Origin of the sequence: Bradyrhizobium sp. (genome assembly GCF_027451485.1) — a bacterium.
Taxonomy (GTDB): Bacteria; Pseudomonadota; Alphaproteobacteria; order Rhizobiales; family Xanthobacteraceae; genus Bradyrhizobium.
Genome location: NZ_DAIDJE010000096.1, coordinates 23,427 through 30,968, shown reverse-complemented (window position 1 = coordinate 30,968; position 7,542 = coordinate 23,427). Strand labels below are relative to the sequence as shown.

General features: G+C 62.5%; 7 protein-coding genes. 1 reads left to right on the top strand and 6 read right to left on the bottom strand.

The features are described from left to right. Nucleotides 1-160: 160 nt before the first annotated feature. The 4 genes from NEZ08_RS12765 to NEZ08_RS12750 form a co-directional block, all read right to left on the bottom strand. On the bottom strand, nt 161-406 hold the full coding sequence (locus tag NEZ08_RS12765; RefSeq protein WP_298107315.1) for a hypothetical protein: 246 nt from the start codon (nt 404-406) through the stop codon (nt 161-163). Nucleotides 407-726: 320 nt separating this feature from the next. After that, nucleotides 727-2,016, bottom strand: coding sequence for a TRAP transporter large permease (locus NEZ08_RS12760; protein ID WP_298107313.1), 1,290 nt, complete (start codon nt 2,014-2,016; stop codon nt 727-729). Nucleotides 2,017-2,034: 18 nt separating this feature from the next. Beyond that, a complete protein-coding gene (locus NEZ08_RS12755) occupies nt 2,035-2,565 on the bottom strand; it encodes a TRAP transporter small permease (protein ID WP_298107311.1) in 531 nt (176 codons plus the stop codon). 145 nt (nt 2,566-2,710) lie between these two features. Further along, the gene (locus tag NEZ08_RS12750; RefSeq protein ID WP_298107309.1) at nt 2,711-3,721 is read right to left on the bottom strand and encodes a TRAP transporter substrate-binding protein; all 1,011 of its coding nucleotides are present in this window, start codon (nt 3,719-3,721) and stop codon (nt 2,711-2,713) included. A gap of 149 nt (nt 3,722-3,870) precedes the next feature. Between NEZ08_RS12750 and NEZ08_RS12745 the strand changes: the two genes are divergently transcribed. Beyond that, nucleotides 3,871-4,650, top strand: a complete 780-nt coding sequence (locus NEZ08_RS12745) for a FadR/GntR family transcriptional regulator (protein ID WP_298107308.1) — start codon at nt 3,871-3,873, stop codon at nt 4,648-4,650. A gap of 11 nt (nt 4,651-4,661) precedes the next feature. Here NEZ08_RS12745 and NEZ08_RS12740 read toward each other — a convergent pair whose 3' ends face one another. Further along, a complete protein-coding gene (locus NEZ08_RS12740) occupies nt 4,662-5,363 on the bottom strand; it encodes a substrate-binding domain-containing protein (RefSeq protein ID WP_298107307.1) in 702 nt (233 codons plus the stop codon). Continuing rightward, nucleotides 5,363-7,483 (bottom strand): molybdopterin cofactor-binding domain-containing protein, encoded by a 2,121-nt coding sequence (locus NEZ08_RS12735; protein ID WP_298107305.1) that lies wholly within the window; start codon nt 7,481-7,483, stop codon nt 5,363-5,365. The genes NEZ08_RS12740 and NEZ08_RS12735 overlap by 1 nt, the downstream gene beginning before the upstream one ends. Nucleotides 7,484-7,542 lie beyond the last annotated feature (59 nt).

Below are 7,542 nucleotides of genomic sequence, written 5' to 3'. Positions count from 1 at the left end.
CCCGCGCACGGCATTGCAGCGCCGGCAATGGACGTGGACGTCATCGCCGGTCTCCGCCGGATCGATCGGCTTGATCGACAGGCTGCCGCAAACCTCGCAGACGATCTTCAGTCCGCTTTGCGTCTCGCTGGAATGATCGAGCAGGCTCATCGGTCTTCCCTCAGCCGATGATTGCGGAGGCGAGCACGCTGAAAGATGCGAACGTCGCCGCCGTGCGGCCGTAGTCGCGCCTTCCACGGATCGCCGCCGTGACGGCGCCGAGTTGCTCGCGCAATTCAGCGGCAACGGTCTTGCGACCCTGGATATAGGGGCCGTACAGCACGTCGCGTCGGCGTTCGATCTGCCTGGCGATCATGGTCACCGCCAGGAATACCAGTGCCGGATAGATGAGAATTTCGATGGTCATGTTTGGCCCCCGCCATTTTTATTCCCCTGAGGAGCCATTCATACGCCTGAGATTTTAAGACTCCGGCGGCGCGTCGAAACGCAATTGAGAGATCGGATTAGGAATTTTTCAACCACGCGCTGGTGGTCTGATTCTCACATCCGCATCCCTTCTCGGCAGGCACTTTTGCGAATGTCGGAATCAAAGGACCACAAGGCAAATATATACTTCCAGCGGAGTTCAGGATTTGACATTCGCATTGCGAACGCGCGGCCAGGCGGGGTAGCAATGTCAAATTCATTCCGCTGGCGCGCGCGACGCCGGTCATACGAGCGCGAGCGTCAGTGCATCACCCTCCGCGGCAGCCAAAGTGAGACTTCGGGCAGGTAGGTGACGCACATCAGCACGAAAAACATTACCGCGTAGAACGGCCATATCCTTCGCATCACGTCTTCGATCGATACCTTTCCGACCGCACAGCCAACGAACAGGATCGCGCCGACCGGCGGATGGCACAGCCCGATACCGAGGTTGAGCAGCATGATCATCCCGAAATGAACGGGATCGACGCCGAAATTCTGCATCACCGGCAGCAGAATGGGCGTCGCGATCAGGATCGAAGGCGCCATGTCGACCAGCGTCCCCAGCACGAGCAGGAGAATATTGATCAGGAAGAGGATGACATACTTATTGCCCGAGATAGACAGAAAGAATGCCGTCATCTTCGCCGGCATCTGCGTCAGCGCCATCACATAGCCTACGCTGGACGCGCAGGCGATCAGTGTCAGCACCATGGCGACCGTGCGCAGTGTGCGGTGCAGAAGCACCGGAAGATCGCGCCACTTGTAGTCGCGGTAGATGAACATGGTGACGAAGAAGGCCCAGATGCAGGCGACCGCGCCAGCTTCGATCGCGGTGAAGACGCCGCCCAGGATGCCGCCCAGAATGATCACGAGCGTAATCAGGCCCCACGCCGCATCGATGGCGATCCTGACCGCATCCTTCACTGGCACGGTCTGGCCGCGCGGGTGATTGTCACGATAGGCGAAGACAAGACAAAGCATGATGAGTGAGAAGCCGAGCAGGAGGCCTGGGAAGACGCCGGCCATGAACAGCGCGCTGATCGAAATGGTGCCGCCGGTTGCAAGCGAATAGAGCACTGCATTGTGGCTCGGCGGGACCAGCAGCGCCTGGACGGAGGAGGTAATCGTCAGGTTGGTGGCGAAGACCCGCGGAAAACCGGTCTTCTCCATCTGCGGGATCATCACCGAGCCGATGGCCGACGTATCGGCGACCGCCGAACCCGAAATGCCGCTCAAGAAGGTAGTGGCGAGCACATTGACGACGGACAGTCCGCCGCGCACGCGCGTGAAGCCGACGAGTACGTCAGCGAAGGCGACCAGCCGCCGCGCCATGCCGCCTTCGGCCATGATCGCACCGGCCAGCACGAAGAAAGGAATCGTCAGCATCGCCACCTTGCTGACGCCGTCGGAAATCTTGAGCATCACGGCTTCAAGCGGAATGCCGATCGACCAGGCGCCGGCGATCGCAGCAAACGCCAGCGAATAGGCGATCGGCACGCCGATCACGAAGCAGAAGATCATGGTGCCGAGGAGAATGAAGATATCCATGGAGCAATTGCCTCCCGATCACTCGAACGACGCGGCCTGGCCGTGGGAGCCATCGCCATGGGAGGCAAGTGGATCAGGTGGCGCGCCAAGCCATACCCGTTCGATGATGAACAGAAGCAGGCAGGCGCCGCCGATCGGTATCGGCAGGTAGGTGACGCCGACCGACAGGAAGGGAAATTCGGCAATGGTGTTGTGCCAGGTCACTTCCACCAGCCGTTCGCCCCAAACAATCATGAAAGTCGCAATCAACGCCATCAGCAGTTGCACCAGCAGTTCGAGCAATTTGCGCAACCGCGGCGGCGCCTGGCTTCCGAAATAGCCGACGTTCATGTGCAGGTTCAGCCGATAGGCGGCGGCAGAGCCAATGAAGGTCAGCACGATCGTGAGGAGAACCGCGAGCGGCTCCGGCCAGGAAGCCGCGCTATTGAGCGCATAGCGAGTGAACACCGCCCAGGGGATGATCGCCGAGATCAAAACCAGGGCGGCGCAGCCGACGATCACGCATAGCAAATACAGCAGGTCCATCGCGCGGCGGAATGTGGCTGCCATGGCGTTGCGCTCCCCGTTGCGCAGATCGATCTTTGGTGTTCGTCGTCGCGAGCGAAAGCGAAGCGATCCAGTCCTGTCCCGGACAAATCTGCATTGACTGGCCGCTCACGCTTCTTGCAGCGACGGCGTGCGTCGCCACAGCGCATCACGCAATGGCCTGAATGCGCTTGATCATGTCCTGATATTTCGGGCCGTACTTGTCCCAGACCGGCTTGACCGCGTTCTGGAACGGCGTCTTGTCGGCGATCTCGACGAACTGGCTGCCGGCCGCCTTGGCTTTCTCCAGCGCCTTTTGTTCGTATTGATTCCAGAAACCGCGTTCCTCGAGTTGCGCTTCGCGGGCGATCTTCCTGATCAGGTTCTGGTCGTCGGCCGACAGCGTGTTCCAGGTCCGCTTGGAAAAGACGAGCACCTCGGGGATCACGAGGTGCTCGGTCAGCGTGACATATTTGGCGGCAGTATATTGATTGGAGAAGACGTAGCTCGGAAGGTTGTTCTCCGCGCCGTCGATCACGCCGGTCTGGAGCGCGCTGAACACCTGGTCGTAACCCATTGCGACGCCGTTGCCGCCGAGCGCGTTCATCATGTCGACGAAGATCGGATTGCCGATGACGCGGAATTTCAGTCCCTTGATGTCCCCGATGGACTTGATCGGATGTTTGGTGTTGTAGAGGCTGCGCGCTCCGGCATCCATCCAGCAGAGGGCCACCAGATTGGCATTGGGACTCGCCGTGATCCTGTCGAGAAGTTCCTGGCCGATTGGTCCGTCCATCATCCTTTCGGCATGCGCGGTGTTCTTGAACAGGAACGGCATGTTGATGACGTTGATGTCATCGACGATCGGCCCCATCGTGCCGACGCTGACGCGCGACAGCTGGATGGCGCCGATCTGCGTCTGCTCGATGGTTTCCTTTTCGCCGCCGAGCTGCATCGACGGATACATCTGGATCGAAAGCCTGCCCTGCGTCGCCTCGGAAAGCTTCTTGCCGAGATTTTCCGTCGCCGCGACCGTCGGATAGCCTGGAGGCTGAACGTCGGAAGCCTTGAAAACCGTCTTGGTCTGCGCCGCGCGAACGGGCAGGGTTCCTGCCAAACCTCCGGCACCAAGGCCCACACCAAGACCCGCACCGAGTTTCATGAAATCGCGACGCTTCATCGCTTGTCCTCCCATCCGTTCGCGTGCGTGGTCATTTCCTGACCGGTCTTATTATTGAGCTGCGCACGTTTAAGTCCCGCACGGCCGCCATCCCGGCTATCAAACGACGTTCGTTGCCGGTCCGAGAAGGTCATGCTAAAAGTTGTATGATGACCGGACAAGTACCGTCAAGCTCGTCGCCCGGCGCGGCGCAACGTCAGCGCGCGCGACTGCTTCGCCCGCTTGGTGCGCCGAAGAGCCTCAGTTCCGAAGTCGTGGATCGCCTGGCCGAGCAGATCATGTCCGGCAAGCTGCCGGTCGGCGCCAAATTGCCGTCGGAACAGGAGATGATGAAGGGCATGGGCGTGAGCCGCACGGTCGTGCGCGAGGCGGTGGCAGCGCTACGCGCGAGAGGTCTTGTCGTCACGCGGCAAGGCGCGGGCGCTTTTGTCGACAGCGACGCGGGCCGGCAGCCTTACGCGATCGATCCCGAGGGCCTGGGATCGCTCGCCAGCGTGCTCGATATTCTGGAACTACGCATGGCGGTGGAAGCCGAAGCCGCCGCGATCGCAAGCGAACGGGCCACGGCGGCGCACGTCAAGGCGATCGGCGAGGCGCATCGGGTCTTCAGCCGCGCCATCGCCAGTGGTGAAGGCGCGATCAACGAAGACTTTGCCTTCCACCAGGCGATCGCAGCCGCCACGCAAAACCGCCGCTTTGCCGAATTTCTGGATTTCCTCGGCCGGCTGATCATCCCGCGACAAAGCATCCGCTCATTTGAGGGTACGGCGGAAGGTCCGCGGCAGTATCTGGCGCGCATCGCGAAAGAACACGAAGCGATCTTCCAGGCGATTTCCGCCCGTTCGCCGAAGCGCGCGCGCGATGCCATGCGCGGGCACCTGGTCAAGAGCCGCGAGCGCTACCGCGAACTGGCAAGCCGCAGCGCCTGACGGAGACCTTATCACGGATCGAGAAAGCCGGCTTGCGCGCGCAGCGCGGCCTGATCCGTCGCCGTCAACAGATCGATCAGGATTTGTGTCTCGCCCGGGTGAACCGCGCTTCTCGTCACCGCCGCCGTGTAGACGGTGACCAGGTCGCAACCTTTCGGCAGCGCGCCGGAAAGCTTGATTCCATTCGTAGCGATGATCTCGGTTGCCTGCGTGCAGCCGATCGGGCGTTTCGCCTCGCTTTCGGCCATGTGCCGCATCGCGGTTGCGCCATTCGGGTAAATCTTCAGACGGCTTGCAATCTCGTCGGTAATGCCGAGTTCGCGCAGTACTTTCGCGATATGGATGCCAGCGGTAGAATTCCTGGTGTCCGGCACGAAGATCGCATCCGCTGCCAGAAAGACTGCGCGCAGGTTTGTCGCGTCGCAGGCCGCAACCAGCGGGTCAGCATCACGAACGGCGAGTGCCGTCTCGACGCGCCCGACATCCTTGACCGACGCAGCCTCGGCGAGATTCTCCTTCACGAGCGTCGCGATCAGTGCGGAGGTGAGGATGAGGATGTCGGCAGCCGTGCCCTCGCGCAGCTTGTTGGCCATCGCGCCGACGGCACCGAATTCGCCCGTAATATCGAAGCCCGTCTGCTTCTTGAACTTCGCGGCAACGCTGCCGACGAGTCCTTGTGCCGCGCCGCCGCTCAGGATGTTCAAGGATGGCATTACGAGAGCTCCATCGCGGCGATCAGGCGATCTCGCGTTATGGGCAGGCTCCGAAGGCGTACGCCCAGCGCATCGAACACGGCATTCGCAATCGCCGCAGTGACCGGGCCGTGCGCGGCTTCGCCGGCGCCCACCGGATCGATCTCCGGACGCGAGATCACCTCGACCTCGACCTCGGGCACCTCGGAAAAGCGCAGGATCGGGTATTCCGTCCACGAACTGGAGGTGATGCGGGTCCTGTCGAAACGAACGCGCTCTTTCAGCACCCAGCTCGTCGCCTGGATAGCGCCGCCCTCGATCTGGTTGATGACGCCGTCCGGATTGACGGCCTCGCCGACGTCCACGGCGAGCGTCAATTTTCTCACCCGGATGCCTTCGCCGACCTCGACCTCGGCCACGGCCGCACAATAGGCGCCGGTGGTCTTGTAGCGCGAGAAGCCGATGCCGTAGCCGACGCCGTCCTGCTTCACAGGCTTCCAGTTCGCGCGGCGCGCCGCTGCCTGGATCACATCCCGCGATCGCGGATCCGTCAGGTGGCGCAGGCGGAACGCGACCGGGTCCTCGCCGCGGTCGACGGCGATTTCATCGAGCAACGACTCGATGGCGAAGGTGTTGCCCTGCGCGCCCAGCGTCCGCAGCGCCGACGTTCGCACCGGCATCACCGTGAGGCGGTGCGCTTCGATATTCCACGCCGGAAAATCATAAAGCGGAACCGAATTACGGTCGGAGCCGCCGCCGCTTGCCGGGGGCGGATCGAGAGAAATGGCGCGCGGAAAGGGCGCTGCGAGTTCGCTGGCCGCGAGCAGCGTGGGCTGCTCGGCGCGGCCGGGACGAGCGGTGTGGCCGTTGCTCCAGATCGTATGCCGCCAACTGGCGATCTCGCCATCGCTATCGAGACCGGCCTCGATCTCGATCGCCATCGCCGCGCCAAATGGCGCGTGCGACATTTCATCGGCGCGCGACCACTGCACGCGCACCGTCCGTCCGGGCGTTGCCTTCGCCAGCAATGCGGCGTCAAGCGCGACATCGTCGGCGCCGTTATGGCCGTAGCAACCGGCGCCCTCCATGTGTTCGACGGTGATGTTCTCCCGCGGCAGCTTGAACACCAGCGCCAGATCGGAGCGAAGATTGTAGACCCCCTGGCTGTGGGTCCAGACCCGCACGATATCGCCGTCCCATTGCGCCATGGCGCAGGATGGCGCGATCGAGCCATGGGCAATATAGGGCCGGTGGTACTGCCGCTTGATTGTGCGTGCGACCGCGGCCGGCGCAGTGGCGTTTTTGCTGGCGATGACGGTCGACACGGCCGGTTGCTGTTTCAGCCACTCGGCGAGACCATCTTCGTCCGGCAACGCTGCACTGGAAGACCATTTCGCGCCCTTGCGCAGCGCGGTCACTGCGGCCTCGGCTGCCGCTTCGGTTTCGCAGACGACGCCGGCAAAGTTGCCGTCATGCACAATCGCGACCAGGCCCTCGACCTTGCGCGCGCGCTCCTCGTTCAATTCGATCAGTCTGGCTAGCGCCAGCTCGGCGCGCAGCACCCGGCCATGCAGGGTGCCGGGCGGGGCGGAGTCTTGAATGAAGCGCGGGCGGCCGAACACCTTGTCGGGAATATCCAGCCGCTGCAGCGAGTGGCCTGCGAGCGTGCGCTGCGCCGAGGACTTCGGCTGTGCGCCCGCCGTCGCATCGCGGTCGAGCGAGATATCGCCGGCCAATTCCCAGTAACTGGTCGAGACGTTGCCGGGGCCGGCGATATTGCCGTCGGTGATAGTGAGCACATCCGGTGCGACGCCAAGCCGCTCGGCGGCGGCGTTCAAGAAGATCTGGCGAATTTCCGCGCAGGCAAAGCGGATCGCGCGCCCCGAATGCTGCACCGAAAGGCTGCCCGACGTCACGCCCTCGTTGGGACTGGCCGGGGTCGCCGCTCGCACCATCTCGATGCGGCTGATATCGACGTCGAGCTCGTCGGCCGCGATCTGCGCCAGAGCCGTGACAATGCCCTGACCGATCTCGACCTTGCCGGGCGAGACGATCACCTTGCCTTCGGCAAAATTGATCCACGACGACAGTTTGGGATTGACCGCAAGGCTCACGCTCACTTTCTGAAGTTCGTGCTCCATCTCAGCAACCACCTTTCACGAACCTTCGAGAGTCATGAGCATTGGCGGAATTATGACCC

Coding starts and splice junctions, on each gene's coding strand:
- NEZ08_RS12745 (WP_298107308.1), top strand. CDS start 3,871: ATGACCGGACAAGTACCGTCAAGCTCGTCGCCCGGCGCGGCGCAACGT.
- NEZ08_RS12735 (WP_298107305.1), bottom strand. CDS start 7,483: ATGGAGCACGAACTTCAGAAAGTGAGCGTGAGCCTTGCGGTCAATCCC.
- NEZ08_RS12765 (WP_298107315.1), bottom strand. CDS start 406: ATGACCATCGAAATTCTCATCTATCCGGCACTGGTATTCCTGGCGGTG.
- NEZ08_RS12755 (WP_298107311.1), bottom strand. CDS start 2,565: ATGGCAGCCACATTCCGCCGCGCGATGGACCTGCTGTATTTGCTATGC.
- NEZ08_RS12760 (WP_298107313.1), bottom strand. CDS start 2,016: ATGGATATCTTCATTCTCCTCGGCACCATGATCTTCTGCTTCGTGATC.
- NEZ08_RS12740 (WP_298107307.1), bottom strand. CDS start 5,363: ATGCCATCCTTGAACATCCTGAGCGGCGGCGCGGCACAAGGACTCGTC.
- NEZ08_RS12750 (WP_298107309.1), bottom strand. CDS start 3,721: ATGAAGCGTCGCGATTTCATGAAACTCGGTGCGGGTCTTGGTGTGGGC.